General features: G+C 39.3%; 10 protein-coding genes, 25 tRNA genes, 3 rRNA genes, 1 riboswitch and 1 other annotated feature. Of the genes, 3 read left to right on the top strand and 35 right to left on the bottom strand.

All coding sequences use genetic code 11. From position 1 onward, the window contains the following. Positions 1-37: 37 nt before the first annotated feature. The 4 genes from leuS to BR65_RS12010 form a co-directional block, all read right to left on the bottom strand. Entirely contained in the window at positions 38-2,455 is a 2,418-nt protein-coding gene (gene leuS, locus BR65_RS12025) for a leucine--tRNA ligase (protein ID WP_034538371.1), read from the bottom strand. Positions 2,456-2,522: 67 nt separating this feature from the next. Beyond that, positions 2,523-2,764: a binding site (T-box leader), on the bottom strand. Positions 2,765-2,860: 96 nt separating this feature from the next. Then, entirely contained in the window at positions 2,861-3,190 is a 330-nt protein-coding gene (locus BR65_RS12020) for a putative heavy metal-binding protein (protein WP_023177037.1), read from the bottom strand. 74 nt (positions 3,191-3,264) lie between these two features. After that, complete coding sequence (locus BR65_RS14170) at positions 3,265-6,948, bottom strand: LysM peptidoglycan-binding domain-containing protein (RefSeq protein ID WP_034538369.1); 3,684 nt, start codon at positions 6,946-6,948, stop codon at positions 3,265-3,267. Between the two features lie 236 nt (positions 6,949-7,184). Further along, the gene (locus BR65_RS12010) at positions 7,185-7,439 is read right to left on the bottom strand and encodes a hypothetical protein (protein WP_023177035.1); all 255 of its coding nucleotides are present in this window, start codon (positions 7,437-7,439) and stop codon (positions 7,185-7,187) included. Between the two features lie 207 nt (positions 7,440-7,646). On the opposite strand from BR65_RS12010, the gene BR65_RS12005 reads away from it, so the two are divergent. Both BR65_RS12005 and mnmM read left to right on the top strand, forming a co-directional pair. Further along, positions 7,647-8,321 carry a phosphatase PAP2 family protein gene (locus BR65_RS12005; protein ID WP_023177034.1) on the top strand — a complete coding sequence of 225 codons (675 nt, stop codon included), beginning with the start codon at positions 7,647-7,649 and terminating at the stop codon, positions 8,319-8,321. Between the two features lie 156 nt (positions 8,322-8,477). Further along, positions 8,478-9,056, top strand: a complete 579-nt coding sequence (gene mnmM / locus BR65_RS12000) for a tRNA 5-(aminomethyl)-2-thiouridylate-methyltransferase MnmM (protein ID WP_034538367.1) — start codon at positions 8,478-8,480, stop codon at positions 9,054-9,056. Positions 9,057-9,078: 22 nt separating this feature from the next. On the opposite strand, the gene metK is transcribed toward mnmM, so the two are convergent. Beyond that, positions 9,079-10,269 carry a methionine adenosyltransferase gene (gene metK / locus BR65_RS11995; RefSeq protein ID WP_034538365.1) on the bottom strand — a complete coding sequence of 397 codons (1,191 nt, stop codon included), beginning with the start codon at positions 10,267-10,269 and terminating at the stop codon, positions 9,079-9,081. Continuing rightward, positions 10,267-10,354: riboswitch (SMK box riboswitch) on the bottom strand. Its footprint overlaps the gene before it by 3 nt. Positions 10,355-10,531: 177 nt before the next feature. On the opposite strand from metK, the gene BR65_RS11990 reads away from it, so the two are divergent. Continuing rightward, the gene (locus tag BR65_RS11990) at positions 10,532-11,371 is read left to right on the top strand and encodes a UbiA prenyltransferase family protein (RefSeq protein ID WP_034538362.1); all 840 of its coding nucleotides are present in this window, start codon (positions 10,532-10,534) and stop codon (positions 11,369-11,371) included. A gap of 119 nt (positions 11,372-11,490) precedes the next feature. On the opposite strand, the gene BR65_RS11985 is transcribed toward BR65_RS11990, so the two are convergent. The 30 genes from BR65_RS11985 to BR65_RS11840 form a co-directional block, all read right to left on the bottom strand. Continuing rightward, positions 11,491-11,562: transfer RNA gene (locus BR65_RS11985), tRNA-Glu, on the bottom strand. 20 nt (positions 11,563-11,582) lie between these two features. Further along, positions 11,583-11,656 (bottom strand) — tRNA-Ile (locus BR65_RS11980). A 10-nt stretch (positions 11,657-11,666) separates the two neighbouring features. After that, a tRNA-Gly gene (locus tag BR65_RS11975) sits at positions 11,667-11,737 on the bottom strand. Positions 11,738-11,747: 10 nt separating this feature from the next. Then, positions 11,748-11,820, bottom strand: a tRNA-Phe gene (locus tag BR65_RS11970). Between the two features lie 15 nt (positions 11,821-11,835). Next, positions 11,836-11,908: transfer RNA gene (locus tag BR65_RS11965), tRNA-Asp, on the bottom strand. A 38-nt stretch (positions 11,909-11,946) separates the two neighbouring features. Then, positions 11,947-12,019 (bottom strand) — tRNA-Met (locus tag BR65_RS11960). A gap of 24 nt (positions 12,020-12,043) precedes the next feature. Continuing rightward, positions 12,044-12,133 (bottom strand) — tRNA-Ser (locus BR65_RS11955). A gap of 47 nt (positions 12,134-12,180) precedes the next feature. Continuing rightward, positions 12,181-12,252, bottom strand: a tRNA-Glu gene (locus tag BR65_RS11950). A 25-nt stretch (positions 12,253-12,277) separates the two neighbouring features. Next, positions 12,278-12,365: transfer RNA gene (locus BR65_RS11945), tRNA-Ser, on the bottom strand. A 36-nt stretch (positions 12,366-12,401) separates the two neighbouring features. Further along, positions 12,402-12,475: transfer RNA gene (locus BR65_RS11940), tRNA-Ile, on the bottom strand. Between the two features lie 8 nt (positions 12,476-12,483). Then, positions 12,484-12,554 (bottom strand) — tRNA-Gly (locus BR65_RS11935). A 6-nt stretch (positions 12,555-12,560) separates the two neighbouring features. Further along, a tRNA-Asp gene (locus tag BR65_RS11930) sits at positions 12,561-12,633 on the bottom strand. Between the two features lie 38 nt (positions 12,634-12,671). Then, positions 12,672-12,744 (bottom strand) — tRNA-Met (locus tag BR65_RS11925). A gap of 27 nt (positions 12,745-12,771) precedes the next feature. After that, positions 12,772-12,861 (bottom strand) — tRNA-Ser (locus BR65_RS11920). Between the two features lie 37 nt (positions 12,862-12,898). Beyond that, positions 12,899-12,972 (bottom strand) — tRNA-Ile (locus BR65_RS11915). A 25-nt stretch (positions 12,973-12,997) separates the two neighbouring features. Continuing rightward, positions 12,998-13,071, bottom strand: a tRNA-Met gene (locus BR65_RS11910). A 30-nt stretch (positions 13,072-13,101) separates the two neighbouring features. Next, a tRNA-Ala gene (locus BR65_RS11905) sits at positions 13,102-13,174 on the bottom strand. Between the two features lie 11 nt (positions 13,175-13,185). Then, positions 13,186-13,259 (bottom strand) — tRNA-Pro (locus BR65_RS11900). A gap of 33 nt (positions 13,260-13,292) precedes the next feature. Continuing rightward, positions 13,293-13,366 (bottom strand) — tRNA-Arg (locus tag BR65_RS11895). Positions 13,367-13,369: 3 nt separating this feature from the next. After that, positions 13,370-13,458 (bottom strand) — tRNA-Leu (locus BR65_RS11890). A gap of 50 nt (positions 13,459-13,508) precedes the next feature. Next, positions 13,509-13,580: transfer RNA gene (locus tag BR65_RS11885), tRNA-Gly, on the bottom strand. A 7-nt stretch (positions 13,581-13,587) separates the two neighbouring features. Further along, a tRNA-Thr gene (locus BR65_RS11880) sits at positions 13,588-13,660 on the bottom strand. Between the two features lie 33 nt (positions 13,661-13,693). Next, positions 13,694-13,778, bottom strand: a tRNA-Leu gene (locus tag BR65_RS11875). A 39-nt stretch (positions 13,779-13,817) separates the two neighbouring features. Beyond that, a tRNA-Lys gene (locus BR65_RS11870) sits at positions 13,818-13,890 on the bottom strand. A 1-nt stretch (position 13,891) separates the two neighbouring features. After that, a tRNA-Val gene (locus BR65_RS11865) sits at positions 13,892-13,967 on the bottom strand. Positions 13,968-13,991: 24 nt separating this feature from the next. Beyond that, positions 13,992-14,107: ribosomal RNA gene (gene rrf / locus BR65_RS11860) — 5S ribosomal RNA — on the bottom strand. A gap of 91 nt (positions 14,108-14,198) precedes the next feature. Next, positions 14,199-17,119: ribosomal RNA gene (locus BR65_RS11855) — 23S ribosomal RNA — on the bottom strand. 217 nt (positions 17,120-17,336) lie between these two features. Beyond that, positions 17,337-18,898, bottom strand: a 16S ribosomal RNA gene (locus BR65_RS11850). The 16S, 23S and 5S rRNA genes sit together here with 25 tRNA genes alongside, the layout of an rRNA operon. Before the next feature lie 540 nt (positions 18,899-19,438). Further along, positions 19,439-19,969 carry a GNAT family N-acetyltransferase gene (locus BR65_RS11845; protein ID WP_023177030.1) on the bottom strand — a complete coding sequence of 177 codons (531 nt, stop codon included), beginning with the start codon at positions 19,967-19,969 and terminating at the stop codon, positions 19,439-19,441. A 646-nt stretch (positions 19,970-20,615) separates the two neighbouring features. Then, the gene (locus BR65_RS11840; RefSeq protein ID WP_023177029.1) at positions 20,616-21,962 is read right to left on the bottom strand and encodes a glucose-6-phosphate isomerase; all 1,347 of its coding nucleotides are present in this window, start codon (positions 21,960-21,962) and stop codon (positions 20,616-20,618) included. Positions 21,963-22,049: the final 87 nt, after the last annotated feature.

Raw genomic sequence — 22,049 nt, 5'->3', positions numbered from 1 at the left:
TAAGTTAAATCTTTAAAACCTTAACGTAGAAAACACTTTAGTTTGCTACAATATTTACCAATCTACCAGGAACAACAATCACTTTGCGAATTGTTTTTCCATCAATGGCTTCTTTGATCTTTTCATTATTCATTGCTAACGTTTCTAGATCTTCTTTAGAAATTTCTTTTGATGCTTGAGCTTTTGCTTTTAATTTACCGTTTACTTGGAAAACTACTTCGATTTCATCTTCTACCAAGAATTTTTCATCAAATGTCGGCCAAACAACATATGAAATACTTTCATTGCTGTTTGTTAAGTTAGCCCACAATTCTTCTGCCATATGCGGAGCAATTGGCGCAAGCAATTGAACAAAAGATTTAATATAATTCACTGGTAATGCAGTTGCTTTATAGGCTTCATTAACAAAAACCATCATTTGAGAAATAGCTGTGTTGAAGCGCAAGTGTTCAAAATCCTCGGTTACTTTTTTAACGGTTTGGTGGTAAACCACATCAAGAGATCCATCATTAAAGGTTGTGATACGGTCACGGACTTTTCCATCTTCATCCATGATCAAACGCCATACACGATCCAAGAATTTGCGGCTTCCTTCTAGCCCATTTTCACTCCAAGCAATTGAAGCATCCAACGGCCCCATAAACATTTCATACATGCGTAACGTATCTGCACCAAATTTTTCTACAACATCATCTGGATTAACAACATTCCCTTTAGATTTAGACATTTTTTCATTGTTTCCACCTAAAATCATTCCTTGATTATACAATTTTTGGAATGGTTCTTTAGTTGGAACAACACCGATATCGTAAAGGAATTTATGCCAGAAACGTGCATACAATAAATGGAGTACAGCATGCTCAGCTCCACCAATATAGATATCTACTGGTAACCATTGTTTTAGTTTTTCAGGATCAGCTAACATTTCTTCATTTTTAGGATCGATGAAACGCAAGAAATACCATGAACTCCCTGCCCATTGCGGCATTGTATTTGTATCACGGCGTCCTTTCATTCCAGTTTCGGGATCTACTACATTTACCCATTCCGTAATGTTTGCTAATGGAGACTCTCCTGTTCCACTTGGTTTGATTTCGTTTGTTTTTGGCAAGATCAACGGTAATTCTGATTCAGGCAATGTTGTTGAAGTCCCATCTTCCCAATGAATGACCGGGATAGGTTCGCCCCAATAACGTTGGCGTGCAAATAACCAGTCACGTAGACGGTAAGTTGTTTCTTTTTTTCCAAAATTATTTTCTTCTAACCATTCATTCATTTTATCGATAGCTTCTTGTTTTCCAAGACCATCTAAGAATTCAGAATTTATATGTGGACCATCTTCAGTGAAGGCAGCAGCAGCTACATTTCCACCTTCAAGTACAGGAAGAATTTCCAAGTTAAAAGCCTTAGCAAATTCATAATCACGTTCGTCATGTGCTGGAACAGCCATAATTGCACCTGTTCCATATGAAGACAACACATAATCTGCGATCCAAATAGGGATTTCTTTGCCATTGACTGGGTTTATCGCATAAGCACCAGTAAATACGCCTGTTTTATCTTTATTCAAATCTGTACGATCCAAATCACTTTTCAGACTAATTTTTTCGATATACGCTTGAACTTCAGCTTCTTGTTCAGCTGTTGTAATTTGTTTAACGAGATCTAATTCAGGTGCCAAAACACTATAAGTTGCTCCAAACAACGTATCTGGACGAGTCGTAAAGACTGTATACTTATGGTTAGTTCCTTTAACAGTAAACTCTACATTTGCACCAATTGATTTACCGATCCAGTTACGTTGCATGTCTTTGATACTTTCAGGCCAGTCAACTAATTCTAAATCATCCAGCAAACGGTCAGCATAAGCTGTAATTTTCAGCATCCATTGTTTCATAGGTTTACGGTAAACAGGGTGTCCCCCACGTTCACTCTTACCATCGATTACTTCTTCATTAGCCAATACCGTCCCTAATGCAGGACACCAGTTAACAGCTACTTCGGCTTCATAAGCCAATCCTTGTTCGTACAATTTTGTAAAGATCCATTGAGTCCATTTATAGTACTGAGGATCTGTTGTATTTACTTCTCGCTCCCAGTCATAACTAAATCCTAAAGAATTGATTTGACGACGGAATGTTTCGATATTGTGAGCTGTGAATTCAGCTGGATCGTTACCTGTATCTAGAGCATATTGCTCAGCTGGTAAGCCAAATGCATCCCAACCCATTGGATGCAATACATTGAATCCTTGAGCACGTTTCATACGAGAAATGATATCTGTTGCTGTGTATCCTTCTGGATGTCCTACATGCAGACCTTGTCCTGATGGATATGGGAACATATCTAATGCATAAAAGTTTTTCTTTTTAGGATCTTCAGTTGTTCGGAAAGTCTGATTAGAAGCCCAGTAATTTTGCCACTTCTTTTCTATCGTCTTGTGGTTAAAGCTCATATATATCCCTCTTCCATTTCTTATTCAAAATAAAAATCGTCCTATGAATGCAGATGACTATCTGTACTCATAGGACGATTAAATAATTTATTATTCGTGGTACCACCTATGTTTTCCACGACCTTATTATTCCTAATAAAATACATCGTGGACTCCTCATACCTTTAACGCAGGCGTTACGTCTTTGTCTACTCTTTTTTCAACAAAGCAACTCTAAAGGCGAGTTCGAAAGTCTTTTTTATGCATTTCCACCACCCATGCACTCTCTCAAAAAAAATCATTTCTACTATTCCTTTTCACTGTTTTTTTCTATTGATTTCATTTTAACAAAAAATGACTATAGGAGCAATAAGAAAAAACAACAGTTGATTTCTAAAATGTCTTTTCAATTCGTCTATTCGTCTATTATTTAACTGTTTTAAGCTTTACTGCTGTTCCACTACAGGTAACCATAATCATGCCATTATCTGATCCTAATGTCTCATAGTCCATTTTAACCCCTACAATAGCATCTGCCCCTTGTTCGTCAGCTCTTGTTTCCATTTCCTCTAACGCTTTACTACGAGCTTCTAATAATTCGTTCTCATAACCTTGAGAGCGTCCGCCAAACATGTTTCGCAAGCCCGCTCCCATATCTTTAAACATATTGATACCAGAGATAACTTCACCAAATACAATTCCTTCATAAGAAGAAATTTCAAAACCTTCAACAGAAGTAGTTGTCGTAACGATCATCATTTTCACTCCCTTTTTAGTTATCTTACAGCACAAAAGGAGACTCAAATTTTATGTTGAGTCTCCTTCTATGATTATTTGATAATCAAAGACTGACCAACAAATATAACATCTGATTTTAAGTAATTCGTTGATTTCAAATCTGAGATAGACATACTATATTTTTGAGCAATATCCCAAAGAGTATCGCCACTTATAACTTTATGCGTAGTTGCACTAGTTGGCGTTGTTACTATTGAAACAGCATTCGTGCTTTTTAAAACTAGTTTTTGACCTACATAAATTGTATCCGTTGATAAATTATTCCATGATTTTAAGTTCGCTACAGATACACCATTTTTTGAACCAATACCAGTTAACGTATCACCGGATTTCACAGTATACGATGTGCTGCTTGTGTTCCCTGTACTTGGTGTTGTCGTTGACCCGCCTGAAGTTGAACCACCTTTAATCGTCAATGTTTGGTTCACATAGATCGCATCTGTTTTCAAACTATTCCACGATTTCAAGTCCGCTACAGTTACGCCGTATTTTGAACTGATTCCAGTCAATGTGTCACCGGATTTTACAGTATGCGATGTGCTGCTTGTGTTCCCTGTACTTGGTGTTGTCGTTGATCCACCTGAAGTTGAACCACCTTTAATCGTCAATGTTTGGTTCACATAGATCGCATCTGTTTTCAAACTATTCCACGATTTTAAGTCTGCTACAGTTACGCCGTATTTTGAACTGATTCCAGTCAATGTATCACCGGATTTTACAGTATACGATGTGCTGCTTGTATTCCCTGTACTTGGTGTTGTCGTTGTGCCGCCTGAAGTTGAACCGCCTTTAATCGTCAACGTTTGATTCACATAAATCGTATCTGATTTCAAACTATTCCACGATTTCAAGTCCGCTACAGTTACGCCGTATTTTGAACCGATTCCAGTCAATGTATCACCGGATTTTACAGTATACGATGTGCTGCTTGTGTTCCCTGTACTTGGTGTTGTCGTTGACCCGCCTGAAGTTGAACCTCCTTTAATCGTCAATGTTTGGTTCACATAGATCGCATCTGTTTTCAAACTATTCCACGATTTCAAGTCCGCTACAGTTACGCCGTATTTTGAACTGATTCCAGTCAATGTGTCACCGGATTTTACAGTATGCGATGTGCTGCTTGTGTTCCCTGTACTTGGTGTTGTCGTTGATCCACCTGAAGTTGAACCACCTTTAATCGTCAATGTTTGGTTCACATAGATCGCATCTGTTTTCAAACTATTCCACGATTTTAAGTTCGCTACAGTTACGCCGTATTTTGAACTGATTCCAGTCAATGTATCACCGGATTTTACAGTATACGATGTGCTGCTTGTATTCCCTGTACTTGGTGTTGTCGTTGTGCCGCCTGAAGTTGAACCGCCTTTAATCGTCAACGTTTGATTCACATAAATCGTATCTGATTTCAAACTATTCCACGATTTCAAGTCCGCTACAGTTACGCCGTATTTTGAACCGATTCCAGTCAATGTATCACCGGATTTTACAGTATACGATGTGCTGCTTGTGTTCCCTGTACTTGGTGTTGTCGTTGACCCGCCTGAAGTTGAACCTCCTTTAATCGTCAACGTTTGATTCACATAAATCGTATCTGATTTTAAGTTGTTCCATGATTTCAAGTTTGATACAGATACACCGTATTTTGAACCAATACCTGTTAAAGTGTCACCAGATTTTACAGTATATGATGTGCTGCTTGTATTCCCTGTACTTGGTGTACTTGGTGTTATCGTTGATCCGCCTGAAGTTGAACCTCCTTTAATCGTCAACGTTTGATTCACATAAATCGTATCTGATTTTAAGTTGTTCCATGATTTCAAGTTTGACACAGATACGCCGTATTTTGAACCAATACCTGTTAAAGTGTCACCAGATTTTACAGTATATGACGTTTCGCCTGTATTCGACGACCCTGTATTTCCAGTGCTTGGTGTTGTTGAAGAATTATCATTTGATTCAGGAGTTGTTGTTGATCCTCCTGAAGATTTTGTATCATATTGTGTTAAGTTATATGCATTTATAATAGCATTTAATTTAGATGCATAAGTTGGGTCCGTCGCATAACGCCCTTGTAACCAAGCTGTTGCCTCAAATGCATTTGATGAATTACTTACCCAAGCTCCAGAATAATAGCCATGATCCCATGAAGTTCCATTTTTTATTAGATTTGCATTATCTTGTAAAGACTCAGCATAAGACGGGTATTTCTTAAAGTTTTGCGGAATGTAAATCCAGCCTGTTGAAGAACTCCATTCAGAAGTATACATCGTAACTGTATTTCCGTTGTAGCTTCCTTTGATACCAAATAGATTGTAGTTTGGACTAGTTGCTAGTTTACTGCTGCCATAGCCACTTTCTAAAGCTGCTTGTGCAATCATAACAGAAGCATATAAATCATTTTTAGCTGCAACTTGCTTTGCATAAGAGGCAATAGCATTAACAAAACCAGCTGGTGTTGTTGCATTTGCAATAGAGTCATTTGTTTTAGAAGGCGTTGGAGTTGTTACGTTCTTGGCTGCTGCTTCATTTAATGCTAAAACTTGTCCAACTTTAATTAAATCTGAAGACAAATTGTTCCATTTTTTCAAGTTTGCTACAGTCACATTATTGGCTTTACTAATTTTATTTAGTGTATCTCCCGATTTTACTGTGTACGTTTTTGCTGTTGCTACAGAAGTTGTTGCTACTGCTGTTGTTTTAGCTGAAGTCGTTGCAACTTTTAAAGTAACTGCAGTTGTTTTAGCCGAAGTCGTTGTAGTTTTCGGAGCAACTACCTTGGCTTTAACCGTTTCTTTTACAACTTCCTTTTTAACCTCTTCTTTTACAATTGTCGGTTTTTCTACTACTGGTTCTTCAGATTCTACAATAGTTTCAACCGTATCTTCTGCTTCTTCTGGAATACTAGGTTCAGCTTCGTTTGGAAGTTCTGCAACTTCTGGTTCTATAATTTCTTGTTCTACTGCTTCAATTGCTTCTACTTCTGGTACATCTTTTTCAATTTCATTTGGTAGTTCTACAACTTCTGATTCGCTCGGTTCAGCAACAAGATCAATTTCTTCTTCTACTACTTTTTCAGATTCATCTTTTGAAATAGTATCCTCAATCTCAAGTGATTCCTCTACTACTTCTGGTTTTAACACTTCAATTTCTTCAGCTGTATCTTCTTCTGAAACATCGCTTTCATCTTTAACTGCCTCGGTTGGTTCAGTAGTAGAATCATTTAACTCATCAGTTATTCCGGTACCTGCTTCATTTTCTATTTCTTCATTTGATTCTTCTGTTAATTTTTCTAGAGCAGTTAAAATTAATTCATCAATTTCTTCAACTGATAATTCGTCAAATTTTAAAGTTTCAAAATCTTCTGTAGATATAATAGTTTTTAATTCTTTAATTTTTTGTTCTTTCTCAATTAAATCGTCTTGTGATATGTACTCGCTACTGTCCGTTTCTACAGCTGTCTTTGTGGTTGCTTCTTCGGTTACATTAGTTACATTGCTGTTATGTTCAAGCGTTTCTTCCAATTTTTTACTACTTGTATCAGCTAATTCATTTGCGCTAGCTGATGCAGAAAAAGTTGGAAATGCTAGTAAACTCACTAATAAAGTTGTGCTAAAAACAGCTGTGCCTTTTTTCATCAATCCATTAGTATATCCTGATTGATCAAAACTTTTTTTATTTTTTTCAGCTGAAATTCTTTCTTTTCTTGTTTTTTCCAAAGTGAGTACCTCCTACTTTTATTCTTTAATCATTCTCAAGGTCTACTTTATTGTAAAGCACTTGCTATTTTATTATATCTTTCCCATAGATAGAATGGAAGGTTAAGTTAAGTAGAAGACCTTTTTTTAATATACGTTACACAACCGTAATATACACATATAGCGTTTCACTAAAATAGACAAAAAAATCAACCTAAATGTATAGTGACATTAGGTTGATTCGACTCATTTATCATTTAAGCAAAAGAAGTATCTGTTATCCAATCTTGTTGCAACAAAAAGTATGTATCTTTATTGTATGGTATCCAAAGATCAGCTGCAATAATATCTATAATAGCGTCCCAAAACACCGAATCTGTTTGTTGTTGTTTGGTTGTATTAAGCACTAGGCTCTTTCCATTTTCTGTTTGTACTAAAATTTTTGGAAATTGAATGCTCTTAATTTGACACGTCCCTATTAGTTGAACATATTCACTGTCATCAATTAGCATGTATTTCACTCCCTTAACCTACTACATTTAGTATATTCTTCAACTATTAAAAAAGAGATAAGAAAGTGTGAATTTTAAAAAAAGTTATTATTTTTTTACTGATAGTCTTTGTTCTGTTTAATACTTTTAGTTTATTCTATACGTAGAATATGCTAAACTTATTTTTTCAATAAGTATATCCAATTTATAGAAAGTATGAGAAAAATTATGAAATCTAAAACATCTTTTTTTACCTCGAATTATTTTTTATTGTGTCTAGTGTTACTCATTCCTTTTAGTGTACTTGCATATGGAGTCGCACAGCAAGCTGAGTGGATCAATGTGTTTGACCACTTTATCGCCTCTCCTATCTTAATGAATCGTTCTCCTAAAAGCACTGCTTTTTATTCATTTATAACCGATATGGGTGGAACCTTTTTTATTGTACTTCTTACGTTGATCGTCAGTCTTTATTTTATTTGGCAAAAGAAAGATACTAAAACAGCATATTGGTTTATTTTACATGTTGCTCTAGGAGCTGGGCTCTTAAATCAAGTCGTAAAATTCTTTTTCCAGAGAACTCGGCCAACTATTGAACATTTGGTTTTACAAGACGGTTATAGTTTTCCAAGCGGTCATTCTATGGCTTCCTTAATTTGTTATGGTGGAATTGCTTTTTTGATCATCCACTTCACTCAAAAAAAATGGATTAAGTGGTTAACTTGTTTAATAACCGTACTCATTGTTAGTATTGTTGGTTTAAGTCGTATTTACTTGGGGGTACATTTTCCTTCTGATGTAGTTGCTGGATTTTGTTTAGCAGGTTCTTGGTTTGCTCTTTCTGCAGCCTTTTACTCTATTAAACTAAAAAAAATTAACAGAATTAAAAAGACTACATTTTAGCCATATAGACCCCTAAACAAGATTATTTAAATAGAAAGAAGGAAATTGACGTCTCACTCCAATTTCCTTCTTTTTTGATTATTCCATATTTATTTATAAATGATAAAATAGAATAAATAAGTCCATTCATTGATCGGATAGGAAGGATGAATAATCATGCTTGAAAATGCTCTACACTATAGTCGTACTTTATTAAAAAATACTCTTGTACCTGGGGATATTGTTATCGATGCTACAATAGGAAATGGGAACGACACAGTTCTGTTAGCAACATTAGTAGGTAAAACTGGGAAGGTTTATGGCTTTGACTTACAAGAACAAGCCATTAAAAAAACCAAAGAAAAACTGCTCTTAACCGGCTTAACCGACCAAGTTGTGTTATTTCAGCAAGGTCATGAGACGCTTAGTTCTGTACTGCCTGAAAATACTCTTTTAGCTGGAGCAATTTTTAATTTAGGGTATCTGCCTAAAGGTGATAAGACCATTATTACAAAGGCTGAAACTACATTAATCGCCATCAAAGAAATTTTACCTCGCCTAAGAAAAGGAGGTTTGCTTCTACTCGTTGTCTATTATGGTCATGAGGGAGGAAAAGAAGAAAAAGAGACTGTACTTAATTATGTCCAAACACTTCCTCAAATGAATTACACTGTTTTACGTTACGACTTTTTAAATCAAAAAAACAATCCACCTTTATTAATAGCTATTGAAAAAAAAGAAAGAAATGACAGCTAAGCGTCATTTCTTTCTTTTTACATTATTTAGCTAAAAATAATTTTAAATCGTCAACTTTATCTGTATGTTCCCAAGTTAAATCAATATCAGTACGACCAAAGTGACCATATGCTGCAGTTTGTTTATAGATTGGTCTTTGTAAATCCAACATTTTGATAATACCAGCTGGTCTTAAATCAAAATTAGCACGTACTGCTTCAATTAATTTTGATTCTGAAATGGTTCCAGTTTCAAATGTATCAATAGAAATAGAAACTGGGTGTGCTACTCCGATTGCATAAGCCAATTGAACTTCACATTTATCTGCAAATCCAGCAGCCACAATATTTTTCGCAATATAACGAGCTGCATAACTTGCTGATCTATCTACTTTTGTAGGATCTTTCCCAGAGAAAGCACCTCCACCATGACGAGCATATCCGCCATAAGTATCAACGATAATTTTACGTCCAGTTAAACCTGCGTCTCCTTGAGGTCCTCCGATAACGAAGCGACCGGTTGGATTAATAAAGTATTTAGTCTCTGTATCTAGTAATTCACTAGGAATTTCATGTTTGATGACAAGTTCCATCATATCTTTTTTCAATAATTCATATGTCACATCTGGATGATGTTGAGTACTTATAACGATTGTGTCTACACGCAAAGGTTTATTATTTTCATCATATTCAACCGTAACTTGAGCTTTCGCATCTGGTCTTAAGTAAGAAACCAGCTTTTCTTTTCTAACTATAGATAGACGTTTTGTCAAACGGTGGCTCAATGAAATAGGTAATGGCATTAGTTCAGGTGTTTCGTTTACAGCAAAACCAAACATTAACCCTTGGTCCCCTGCACCGATTTGATCTAATTCATCTTGATTCGTTTCTTTAGATTCAATAGACTCATCAACACCTTGAGCAATATCTCTTGATTGTTCATCAATAGATACGATTACAGCACAAGTATCTGCGTCAAAACCATATTTAGCTCTTGTATACCCTATTTCACGAATTGTATCACGTACTGTTTTTTGGATATCAACATACGTTGTAGTAGAAATTTCTCCTGCTACTAATACTAAACCTGTTGTTACAATCGTTTCGCAAGCAACGCGTGCGTCCGGATCTTTTGTTAAAATTGCATCCAATATAGCATCACTGACTTGATCCGCTATTTTATCTGGATGTCCTTCTGAAACAGATTCAGAAGTAAATAATCTTCTTTCTGACATTACTTTGTTCCCCCTTTAAATTTTCGGTTACAAGGCTTCTCCACTTCTAAAGTGAATCCTCTCGGGAATCCGATTTGCAAACCTTATATATTCTACCATACTTCATTATCTATTAGTATAGAATCTGTTGTTTTTGTACTAAATTGATTGAAAGCCGATTTGCTTATCATTAAATATGCACTCTTATACTTTATTTATCTATACCCTTATCTCTTTTTTAGGTAAAATAAGAATAGACAAACAGTTAAAAGGGGTTTTTAAATTGTTCCAATCTATCTTCAAAACTATAAACCATTATCTTTACCATCCTTTATTTTTAGTTTTAACCATTCCTTTATCTTACTTAATAAGTGGGACTTTGTATGCAGGTCAGTATGCTCACTTTAGTGTTGTGCATTTTTTCTTATTGTATAGTTTTACTTTTATCAACCATTTATTAGGGAATTTTCTATTTAAAAAGACTAAGGAATCGATTTCTTATTTTCAATTGTCTTTTATTGCTTTCGAAATCATTAATCTACTGCTTATCTTCTATTTTTCTTTTAGAGTCCATTATTTAGCTGGTTTGCTATTACTTTTGTACAGTTTAGTGATTCATCTACAATTCTATCTTGTTAAACAAGGTTATGCTTGGCTAATGTTAGTTTTCTCTAGTATTTTTAAAGGTGGGATTTTAACCTACTTAAGTTTTTATGTTCAAGCTAACTTTATCCCCTCAACTCTTTTTTACTGGAGCATTCCTCTAGTCCTAGTTGTATTCTTAGTAGAGTTTGGAAAACTTCAATTAAATTATGGAAGTATCCATAAAGATTTCAGCAACGATCAGACAACCTTATTATTTTTAAAACAAGAGCTGTTTAATCGCATCTTTTTAGGATTGACTGTTCTTATTTATCTCATCAGCTTTATCATCTTTATTCCTACATTTAACAAACTGAGTTTTATTATTTTATTGACTATTCCTTTTGCTCTTAGCATTATTCAGTCCATTCTATCTACTAAAAAAACTGTTCCAACTAAACTTAAACAAAGAATGCTGTATATCTATTCTATTTCTTTCTTTATCGCATTTAGTATTATTTTATTTGTCCATATATTTTAATTTTCTCTTCCCGTATATCCCTTTCAGTACTAGCAAGATTAAGTTTCTAGTACTGTTTTTTCTAATCAATACAAAAAAAGAACAAGAGAATTTTCTCTTGTTCTTTTTTTGTTATTTTATGACCCGTACGGGAATCGAACCCGTGATACCGCCGTGAAAGGGCGGTGTCTTAACCGCTTGACCAACGGGCCAGTTTACTATTTTTAATTAATGGGCCTAAATGGACTCGAACCATCGACCTCACGCTTATCAGGCGTGCGCTCTAACCAGCTGAGCTATAGGCCCATAAAAAAAAAGCGGGTGACGAGAATCGAACTCGCATCAACAGCTTGGAAGGCTGTGGTTTTACCACTAAACTACACCCGCATTACATAAATGGCCTGGGACAGAATCGAACTGCCGACACCTTGAGCTTCAATCAAGTGCTCTACCAACTGAGCTACCAGGCCAACTATTCAATTAAACGGTCTCGACGGGAATCGAACCCGCGATCTTCTGCGTGACAGGCAGACATGTTAACCCCTACACCACGAGACCTTTTTTATTTTTAAACTATCTTTTATAAAAAAGATAAATTGCGGGGACAGGACTTGAACCTGTGACCTTCGGGTTATGAGCCCGACGAGCTGCCAACTGCTCCACCCCGCGATAATATTAATATTAATTTGAAAAAGGAGGATAAGGGATTCGAACCCTTGCGTGCTTTTACACACCTGACGGTTTTCAAGACCGTTCCCTTCAGCCGGACTTGGGTAATCCTCCATAAGACTGATAAGATATTTCAGTATTAAATTAAACATAATTGTTTATGACCCGTACGGGAATCGAACCCGTGATACCGCCGTGAAAGGGCGGTGTCTTAACCGCTTGACCAACGGGCCGAAAAAAACACAAAAAAATAAATTACGGAGAAGGAGGGATTTGAACCCTCGCGCCGCGTTAACGACCTACACCCTTAGCAGGGGCGCCTCTTCAGCCACTTGAGTACTTCCCCAAAAAACCAAAATAGTTAATTATTTAATTTATTCAATGGGCCTAAATGGACTCGAACCATCGACCTCACGCTTATCAGGCGTGCGCTCTAACCAGCTGAGCTATAGGCCCATAAAAAAAGCGGGTGACGAGAATCGAACTCGCATCAACAGCTTGGAAGGCTGTGGTTTTACCACTAAACTACACCCGCAAAAAACGGTCTCGACGGGAATCGAACCCGCGATCTTCTGCGTGACAGGCAGACATGTTAACCCCTACACCACGAGACCTTTTTTACTTTTATACTATCTTTTTTACAAAAGATAAATTGCGGGGACAGGACTTGAACCTGTGACCTTCGGGTTATGAGCCCGACGAGCTGCCAACTGCTCCACCCCGCGATAATATTAATGAATCATTTTAAAAAAAGGAGGATAAGAGATTCGAACTCTTGCGTGCTTTTACACACCTGACGGTTTTCAAGACCGTTCCCTTCAGCCGGACTTGGGTAATCCTCCATAATGATACAAGGTTACTTTAATCTTTACTGATTAATGGACCTTGTAGGACTCGAACCTACGACCGGACGGTTATGAGCCGTCTGCTCTAACCAACTGAGCTAAAGGTCCAAGATCTTTTAAATAATAATAATAATAGCGGCGAAGGGGATCGAACCCCCGACCTCCCGGGTATGAACCGGACGCTCTAGCCAGCTGAGCTACACCGCCATAATAATAAGGTGAATATTTTTAAAAAAGTGGAGCCTAGCGGGATCGAACCGCTGACCTCCTGCGTGCAAGGCAGGCGCTCTCCCAGCTGAGCTAAGGCCCCTAAATTTTAAATCGGGAAGACAGGATTCGAACCTGCGACCCCTTGGTCCCAAACCAAGTGCTCTACCAAGCTGAGCTACTTCCCGTAATGCTGAGTTTTATCTTTTTTACAAAAGAAATGCACCCAAGAGGACTTGAACCTCTAACCCCTTGATTCGTAGTCAAGTACTCTATCCAATTGAGCTATGGGTGCAAATGGTGCCGAGGGCCGGAATCGAACCGGCACGGTGATCACTCACCGCAGGATTTTAAGTCCTGTGCGTCTACCTGTTCCGCCACCCCGGCATTAGAACAGCTTGTCATTCTTACGAATGAGCTCACTAGTTGAACTAGTAAGCGAAAGACGGGATTCGAACCCGCGACCCCCACCTTGGCAAGGTGATGTTCTACCACTGAACTACTTTCGCAACAAAATGCCGGCTAAAGGAGTTGAACCCTCGACCCTCTGATTACAAATCAGATGCTCTACCAACTGAGCTAAGCCGGCTAAAGTGGTACTTCACTAATCATTCAAAAAAAATGGTGCGGGTGAAGGGACTTGAACCCCCACGTCTTTCAACGCTAGATCCTAAATCTAGTGCGTCTGCCAATTCCGCCACACCCGCAAAAGTATGGCATAACTAAACATGTTGAATGATTAGTTATGAGTCATGCAGGATTCGAACCTGCGACCCTCTGATTAAAAGTCAGATGCTCTACCAACTGAGCTAATGACTCATGGTGGAGGTTGACGGGATCGAACCGCCGACCCTCTGCTTGTAAGGCAGATGCTCTCCCAGCTGAGCTAAACCTCCATCTGAGAAAAAATAATTGAATCTGCGTGGCAGCGTCCTACTCTCACAAAGGGAAACCCTTCACTACCATCGGCGCTAAGAAGCTTAACTGCTGTGTTCGGCATGGGAACAGGTGTGACCTTCTTGCCATCGCCACCACACAAATTTCAATCTAGAGAACGTTGTTCTCTCAAAACTGGATAAGTTAAAAGTTTGTTCTTCGTTTAGAAACCGTCGTACACCGTTTATTCTTTGGTTAAGTCCTCGACCGATTAGTATTGGTCCGCTCCATCTATCGCTAGACTTCCACTTCCAACCTATCAACCTGATCATCTCTCAGGGGTCTTACTCACTTACGTGATGGGAAATCTCATCTTGAGGGGGGCTTCACGCTTAGATGCTTTCAGCGTTTATCCCGTCCACACATAGCTACCCAGCAATGCCCTTGGCAGAACAACTGGTACACCAGAGGTGTGTCCATCCCGGTCCTCTCGTACTAAGGACAGCTCCTCTCAAATTTCCTACGCCCGCGACGGATAGGGACCGAACTGTCTCACGACGTTCTGAACCCAGCTCGCGTACCGCTTTAATGGGCGAACAGCCCAACCCTTGGGACCGACTACAGCCCCAGGATGCGATGAGCCGACATCGAGGTGCCAAACCTCCCCGTCGATGTGGACTCTTGGGGGAGATAAGCCTGTTATCCCCAGGGTAGCTTTTATCCGTTGAGCGATGGCCCTTCCATGCGGAACCACCGGATCACTAAGCCCGACTTTCGTCCCTGCTCGACTTGTAGGTCTCGCAGTCAAGCTCCCTTATGCCTTTACACTCTGCGAATGATTTCCAACCATTCTGAGGGAACCTTTGGGCGCCTCCGTTACACTTTAGGAGGCGACCGCCCCAGTCAAACTGCCCGTCAGACACTGTCTCCCAGCCCGATAAGGGCTGTGGGTTAGAGTGGTCATACAGCAAGGGTAGTATCCCACCAACGCCTCCACCAAGACTGGCGTCCTGGCTTCAATGGCTCCTACCTATCCTGTACAAGCTGTACAAACACTCAATATCAAACTGCAGTAAAGCTCCATGGGGTCTTTCCGTCCTGTCGCGGGTAACCTGCATCTTCACAGGTACTATAATTTCACCGAGTCTCTCGTTGAGACAGTGCCCAGATCGTTACGCCTTTCGTGCGGGTCGGAACTTACCCGACAAGGAATTTCGCTACCTTAGGACCGTTATAGTTACGGCCGCCGTTTACTGGGGCTTCAATTCTGAGCTTCGCCCGAGAGCTAACCCATCCTCTTAACCTTCCAGCACCGGGCAGGCGTCAGCCCCTATACGTCATCTTACGATTTTGCAGAGACCTGTGTTTTTGATAAACAGTCGCCTGGGCCTATTCACTGCGGCTGACCAATTGGTCAGCACCCCTTCTCCCGAAGTTACGGGGTCATTTTGCCGAGTTCCTTAACGAGAGTTCTCTCGCACACCTTAGGATTCTCTCCTCGACTACCTGTGTCGGTTTGCGGTACGGGCAGTTTGTTTCTAACTAGAAGCTTTTCTTGACAGTGTGACATCGGGAACTTCGGTACTTAATTTCCCTCCCCATCACAACTTGTTCTTAAAGAAGCAAGCATTTGACTCACTTCAAAACTTGTTGCTTGGACGCGCATATCCAACAGCGCGTATTCCTTAGCCTACTGTGTCCCTCCATTGTTCAAACAAAACAAACTGGTACAGGAATCTCAACCTGTTGTCCATCGTCTACGCCATTCGGCCTCGACTTAGGTCCCGACTAACCCTGGGAGGACGAGCCTTCCCCAGGAAACCTTAGTCATTCGGTGGACGGGATTCTCACCCGTCTTTCGCTACTCATACCGGCATTCTCACTTCTAAGCGCTCCACTAGTCCTCGCGATCTAGCTTCAACGCCCTTAGAACGCTCTCCTACCATAGAACCAATGGTTCTATCCACAGCTTCGGTGTTATGTTTAGCCCCGGTAAATTTTCGGCGCAGGGTCACTCGACTAGTGAGCTATTACGCACTCTTTAAATGATGGCTGCTTCTGAGCCAACATCCTAGTTGTCTAAGCAACTCCACATCCTTTTCCACTTAACATAAACTTTGGGACCTTAGCTGGTGGTCTGGGCTGTTTCCCTTTCGACTACGGATCTTATCACTCGCAGTCTGACTCCCGGATATAAATCAATGGCATTCGGAGTTTATCTGAATTCGGTAACCCGAGAAGGGCCCCTAGTCCAAACAGTTGCTCTACCTCCATGATTCTAATTCCGAGGCTAGCCCTAAAGCTATTTCGGAGAGAACCAGCTATCTCCAAGTTCGATTGGAATTTCTCCGCTACCCACACCTCATCCCCGCATTTTTCAACATACGTGGGTTCGGTCCTCCAGTGCGTATTACCGCACCTTCAACCTGGACATGGGTAGATCACTTGGTTTCGGGTCTACGACCACATACTCATTCGCCCTATTCAGACTCGCTTTCGCTACGGCTCCGTCTCATCAACTTAACCTCGCATGGGATCGTAACTCGCCGGTTCATTCTACAAAAGGCACGCTATCACCCATTAACGGGCTTTAACTATTTGTAGGCACACGGTTTCAGGGGCTATTTCACTCCTCTTCCGAGGTTCTTTTCACCTTTCCCTCACGGTACTGGTTCACTATCGGTCACTAGGGAGTATTTAGCCTTGGGAGATGGTCCTCCCGGATTCCGACGGAATTTCTCGTGTTCCGCCGTACTCAGGATACTGATCAGAGTGGATGTGGTTTCGGATACAGGGCTTTTACCTTCTTCGGCAGACCTTTCCAGGTCGCTTCTCCTACCAAATCCATTTATGACTCTATGTGTTCAGTCCTACAACCCCAGAAAGCAAGCTTTCTGGTTTGGGCTATTCCCGTTTCGCTCGCCGCTACTCAGGGAATCGATTTTTCTTTCTCTTCCTGCAGGTACTTAGATGTTTCAGTTCTCTGCGTCTACCTCTACTAACCTATGTATTCAGTTAGCAGTAACATCCTATCAAAGATGCTGGGTTCCCCCATTCGGAAATCTTTGGATCAAAGCTTACTTACAGCTCCCCAAAGCATATCGGCGTTAGTCCCGTCCTTCATCGGCTCCTAGTGCCAAGGCATTCACCGTGCGCCCTTATTAACTTAACCTATGGTTAATCGTTAATGTTCAATACTCATCTTACGATGAGAACCTTAAAAAACTCATTTTTAAAACTTTTCGGTGTGTTTCTGGTTTCTTACTTGAATTACAATTTTTTAACTTTATCCAGTTTTCAAAGAACAACATCTATCTATTGAGAAGATTAGACCTCTCAAAACTAAACAAAGTAAGTACGAATGTGTGGGTTTCCGTTATATTCCTTAGAAAGGAGGTGATCCAGCCGCACCTTCCGATACGGCTACCTTGTTACGACTTCACCCCAATTATCTGTCCCACCTTAGGCGGCTGGCTCCCAAAAGGGTTACCTCACCGACTTCGGGTGTTACAAACTCTCGTGGTGTGACGGGCGGTGTGTACAAGACCCGGGAACGTATTCACCGCGGCGTGCTGATCCGCGATTACTAGCGATTCCGGCTTCATGCAGGCGAGTTGCAGCCTGCAATCCGAACTGAGAATGGCTTTAAGAGATTAGCTTGGCCTCGCGACCTTGCGACTCGTTGTACCATCCATTGTAGCACGTGTGTAGCCCAGGTCATAAGGGGCATGATGATTTGACGTCATCCCCACCTTCCTCCGGTTTATCACCGGCAGTCTCACTAGAGTGCCCAACTGAATGCTGGCAACTAATAATAGGGGTTGCGCTCGTTGCGGGACTTAACCCAACATCTCACGACACGAGCTGACGACAACCATGCACCACCTGTCACTTTGTCCCCGAAGGGAAAGCTCTATCTCTAGAGTGGTCAAAGGATGTCAAGACCTGGTAAGGTTCTTCGCGTTGCTTCGAATTAAACCACATGCTCCACCGCTTGTGCGGGTCCCCGTCAATTCCTTTGAGTTTCAACCTTGCGGTCGTACTCCCCAGGCGGAGTGCTTAATGCGTTAGCTGCAGCACTGAAGGGCGGAAACCCTCCAACACTTAGCACTCATCGTTTACGGCGTGGACTACCAGGGTATCTAATCCTGTTTGCTCCCCACGCTTTCGAGCCTCAGCGTCAGTTACAGACCAGAGAGTCGCCTTCGCCACTGGTGTTCCTCCACATATCTACGCATTTCACCGCTACACGTGGAATTCCACTCTCCTCTTCTGCACTCAAGTTCTCCAGTTTCCAATGACCCTCCCCGGTTGAGCCGGGGGCTTTCACATCAGACTTAAAGAACCGCCTGCGCTCGCTTTACGCCCAATAAATCCGGACAACGCTTGCCACCTACGTATTACCGCGGCTGCTGGCACGTAGTTAGCCGTGGCTTTCTGGTTAGATACCGTCAGGGGATGAGCAGTTACTCTCATCCTTGTTCTTCTCTAACAACAGAGTTTTACGATCCGAAAACCTTCTTCACTCACGCGGCATTGCTCCGTCAGACTTTCGTCCATTGCGGAAGATTCCCTACTGCTGCCTCCCGTAGGAGTCTGGGCCGTGTCTCAGTCCCAGTGTGGCCGATCACCCTCTCAGGTCGGCTACGTATCATCGCCTTGGTGAGCCATTACCTCACCAACTAGCTAATACGCCGCGGGTCCATCCATAAGCGGTAGCCGAAGCCACCTTTTTTCCATCTGTCAGGAGACAATTGGAAATATGCGGTATTAGCATCCGTTTCCGGATGTTATCCCCCTCTTATGGGCAGGTTACCCACGTGTTACTCACCCGTCCGCCACTCTTTTGTCTCGGTGGGTGCAAGCACCCGGTGAAACAAAAGCGTTCGACTTGCATGTATTAGGCATGCCGCCAGCGTTCGTCCTGAGCCAGGATCAAACTCTCATATAAAATGATGCTTGAAGCTCATTATTGATTGCTAGCGAATAATTATTCACTATATTTGTTACTGTTGACTCAGCACTGCTGAGTCACCCTCACATTTGGTTCGTCTTACTTTGTTTAGTTTTCAAAGGTCTAAAGCTTGTTGTTTTGTTTCTGACAACTTCTAAATTATAGCAGTTGTTTTTCAACTTGTCAACAACTTTTTAAATAAATATTTTTTTATTTGAATATTTATCCATTTGCCAGCTCAGTTATTTCATGAGGACTTTAGTAGAATAACATATTTCTTTACATTCTGTCAACATTATTTTTATAATAACATTTTCGAACTACTAGGTCTATCACGTATCTCTCTTAGCGACATCAATTACTATAACAAGTTTTTTAAGACTGGTCAATAAAAAGATTTCCTTTTTTTTACTTTTTTTCAAAAAACGTATATTTTATCATTTTATTGCATTTTAATTTGCCTTACATAAATCAAAGGTATACAAAATTAAGTATATTTTAAAAAATGGCTTTAGGATTGTTCGCTTTTTCCGAAAATCATTTTATTACATATTGATACAAATTAAAGTCATTTATTTGTTCTCCTGCATTAACATCTTTTACACAATCAATAAAATCAAATTTTTCTTGTTGATACATTTGATTTAAAAATCTATTTTCAGCAATGCAATCTAACCGAAGTGCTTTTTTTCGTTCTTGTTTCGCATATTCTTTTGCTGCATTGATCATCAAATGCGGAATACCCATTCCTGATTTATTTCTTTTTATATTTAATCGATGAAGGTAATAAAAATCATTACTTGAATCTGCTCCCCATAACGTAACATCCCACTTACTTTGGCAATCCCATAAAATGAACATCCCTGCTAGTTCATTATCAACTGTTCCATAGAAGACCTCTCCTCTTAAAATTGCACTTGCTGTATCGTGGTTATCTTTGCCATCTAATATTCCGTTCCATTGTAAAGAACCTTTAGCTTTTAACCATAATGCCGTTTCTTTAAGTAGCCCTTCAATCATTTCGAAATCTTCAGGCTTTGCTTGATGTAATATAAAATTTTTGTTCATATTATTCTCCTTTCTTCTATATAAGAGTAAATCACAACTATTTTTTGATTATTAGAATACTTTACTATAGACAAACTCTACTATTCAACATCTTTTTCACTTTTTCTATTTATATGTTGGCTTATTTAACAAAAAAAATAACTAGGCAAAACTATATGCCTGCTCAAATAAACTATTAAAAAAATGTTCGATGTGTCTTTTACAAATAATACTTGCTTTCTTAATAAGTCAGCTAATAAATAGCATAACGCTAAAAGTACACCCAAATATAAGAAGCTTAAAAAAAACTCCTAAACCACTGATCAGAATAAAAGAACTCGCGAGAGATTTAAAAATTAGATTAAGTGCAGGAAAGTTTAACCTGGTTTGGATCATAATTTTTATAGACAGTTCAATAAGCTTACAATAATCCGAATAAAATAGCAGCTAACTTTTATAATTAATCCGACTTCAATTTCTACTTTTCTTTATATTCTATACTAACTTAAAGAAATCATTTATTCTAACCCATTTAACTAGCTTCACTAAATTAATTTCCCTAGTTAATATTACGTACAAAAAAAGCTTTAATATCTTTCTTCTATATTAACGATAGAAAAAGATACTAAAGCTTTTAACTGGTAACTATTTTTTATATGATGCTAGATTACAGACGTGCATTTAATTCTTTACCTAATTCTTCAAAGCCAGGTTTTCCTAATAAAGCAAACATATTTTTCTTGTATGCTTCAACACCTGGTTGGTCAAATGGATTAACACCATTTAAGTAACCAGATAAACCGATTGCGATTTCAAAGAAGTACATCATGTAGCCTAAAGTATAAGCATCTTGTTGAGGAATCGTTACAATTAGATTAGGTACATCTCCATCAGTATGAGCCAATAGAGTTCCTTGGAATGCTTTAGTATTTACGTAGTCTATTCCTTTTCCTTCTAAATAGCCTAAGCCGTCCAAATCTGCTTCAGTAGCCGGAATAGCAATATCAAATTTTGGTTTATCTACTTTAATAACCGTTTCAAAGATATTACGTTGTCCTTCTTGGATGTATTGACCCATTGAGTGAAGATCAGTAGAGAAGTTTACACTTGAAGGATAGATTCCTTTTTGGTCTTTACCTTCAGATTCTCCAGCTAATTGTTTCCACCACTCAGAGAAGTATTGTAATGATGGTTCATAATTAACTAAAATTTCAGTATCTTTCCCTTTACGGTAGAAGACGTTACGCAATACTGCATATTGGTAAGCTTCATTTTCTTCAATTTTATCATTTGATAATGCAACTGACGCATCTGCAGCACCTATCATCAATTGATCAATGTCTGCTCCGCTTGCTGCGATTGGCAATAAACCTACTGCTGTTAATACAGAGAATCGTCCGCCAACGTCATCAGGAATGATGAATGATTCATAGCCTTGTGCATTTGCTTCTTGTTTTAAAGCTCCGCGTTCTTTATCTGTAGTAGCATAAATACGTGATTTAGCTTCTTCTGCACCATATTTCTTTTCTAATAATTCTTTAAATACTCTAAAAGCAATAGCTGGCTCAGTAGTCGTACCTGATTTAGAGATAATGTTTACTGAGAAATCACGGTCTCCAATTACTTGGATCAAATCATGCAAGTAACTTGAACTGATGCTATTTCCAGCAAACAGAATTTGTGGCGCTTTACGCGTTTCTTTATCTAGTAAGTTAACAAAAGAATGATTTAAGAAATCAATGGCAGCTTTTGCTCCTAAATAAGATCCACCAATTCCGATAACAACAAGAATTTCTGAATCATTTTGAATTTTTTTAGCTGCTTCTTTGATGCGAGCAAATTCTTCTTTATCATAATTTTTTGGTAAGTCGATCCAACCTAGGTAATCACTACCTGCTCCAGTCCCTTTGCGCAACATTTCATCAGCAGTAGTTACCTGTTGTTGTAAGTTCGCGATTTCATGTGGTTGTACAAATTTCTCAACATTTGAATAATCAAATTTAATATGACCCACTTAAATCCCTCCAATTAATTGTCTTAGAGAATAAAAGTACTATTCCCATACCTTTTAACTTTAGTTGTTTTACTGAAAAAAAGCAAG

Origin of the sequence: Carnobacterium inhibens subsp. inhibens DSM 13024, assembly GCF_000746825.1 — a bacterium.
Classification (GTDB): domain Bacteria; phylum Bacillota; class Bacilli; order Lactobacillales; family Carnobacteriaceae; genus Carnobacterium_B; species Carnobacterium_B inhibens.
Note: the sequence above shows the minus strand (reverse complement) of the source record. Positions and strands in the feature narration are given on the sequence as shown.